Genomic DNA, 1,436 nt, shown 5'->3' on the forward strand with positions numbered 1-1,436 from the left:
GCTGCCTAATGCTGTCGTCAAGCCACGAGATGAAGAGGCGGCCGTGGTGTGTAGGCGTGTCGGTCGCGGAGGATCGCGTAGAGGACGTTCACGCGGCGTCGGGCCAAGGAGATCAGGGCTTGGTGGTGCCGTTTGCCTTCGGCTCGCTTGCGGTCGTAGTAGGTCCGCGAGGCGGGATCGTGTTTGATCGCGCAGAACGCCGATTGGTAGAAGACCCGTTTGAGGGCTCTGTCGCCACCGGTCGCTGCGCGCGAGTATCGGACCTTCCCGGACTGGGACAGGATCGGGGCGAGCCCGCAGGCGGCGGCAAGCGCGTCGCTGCTGGCGAACCGGCGGATGCTGCCAACGGCCGCGAGGAACTCGGCAGTGAGAACGACCCCCATCCCCGGCAGGCTGCGGATGAGGGCCCCGTCAGGGTGGGTGGTGACCAGCTGGTCGATCTCGTCTTCCAGGGCTTTCAATTTGGCGCGGAGCCTGAGGAGCTCGTCGGCGAACTCGCGGATCATCTGGGCCGTGCGGCGTTCGCCGGCCACGGTCGTGGTCTGGGAGGTGGCCGCGGCAACGGCGGCTTGTGCCAGGTCACGGGCGGCGGGCTGGTTCACGCCGTGCCGGGTGAGGTAGCCGGTGATGCGGGCCGGTCCGGCCCGGCGGATCTCGGCAGGGGTGACGTAGCGGGACAGCAGCGTCATGCCGGCCTTGGTTCTGGGTGCAACCACCCGGTCGAGGCCGGGGTGGATGGCGGTGAGCAGGTCCCGCAGGCGGTTGATGAGCGCGGTGGTGTCCCGGACCAGGTGCGTGCGGTGGCCGACCAGGAGCCGCAGTTCGATGGTGGCCTCGTCGAGCAGTTCGACGGGCCGCAGATCGTCGCGCAGCAGGACCTGTTCGGCGATGACCTTGGCGTCGCGGGGGTCGGACTTGTTCTCGCCTCCCCGGGTGCCCCGGCGGGCTCGGTTGACGGCCAGGCCGGGCACGTGGACACAGGTGAAGCCGTCCGCGAGCAGCATCGCGGTGAGCAGGCCGGAGATACCGCCGATCACGTCCAGACCGACGGTGATCGGGCCGTGTCCGGCCTCGATGGCGTGCAGCTCGTCCAGAGCCGCGGTGATGGTGCCGGAATCGTTGTCGACCCGGTGACTCAGCAGGAGCCGGGCGCGGCCGTCAACGACGGTGAGCCAGTGGAACTCCTTGGCGATGTCGAATCCTGCGGTGGCGGACATGACGCTCCCCTCGCTGTGCGACGTGCGGCGCGACTCCTTCCGCCTGTCCTCGCCCTACACAGCGATGGTCCGCAGAGCCTAATCAGCAGTCCGGAAGAAGTGGCGGGGCAGGGGGACAAGCCACCGAAGCCATGGAGGGCAGCCAGCATGAAAACCATCCCTGCCCCACCCGCGCAGACCCAGAGTCGCGAACTCACGGGACGCACTCAAGAAGGTAGG

Annotated in this window: 1 protein-coding gene; it reads right to left on the reverse strand. The window is 68.5% G+C overall.

Translation table 11 applies throughout. The annotated features are described in order from the left end of the window. Positions 1–17: 17 nt before the first annotated feature. Complete coding sequence (locus ACWFR3_RS46805; protein ID WP_453740816.1) at positions 18–1,217, reverse strand: IS110 family transposase; 1,200 nt, start codon at positions 1,215–1,217, stop codon at positions 18–20. Between the last annotated feature and the right edge of the window lie 219 nt (positions 1,218–1,436).

It is taken from the genome of Streptomyces sp. NPDC055189, from assembly GCF_053606765.1.

Excerpts from the sequence above, each read along its gene's own strand:
- ACWFR3_RS46805 (WP_453740816.1), bottom strand. The coding sequence starts at position 1,217 with ATGTCCGCCACCGCAGGATTCGACATCGCCAAGGAGTTCCACTGGCTC.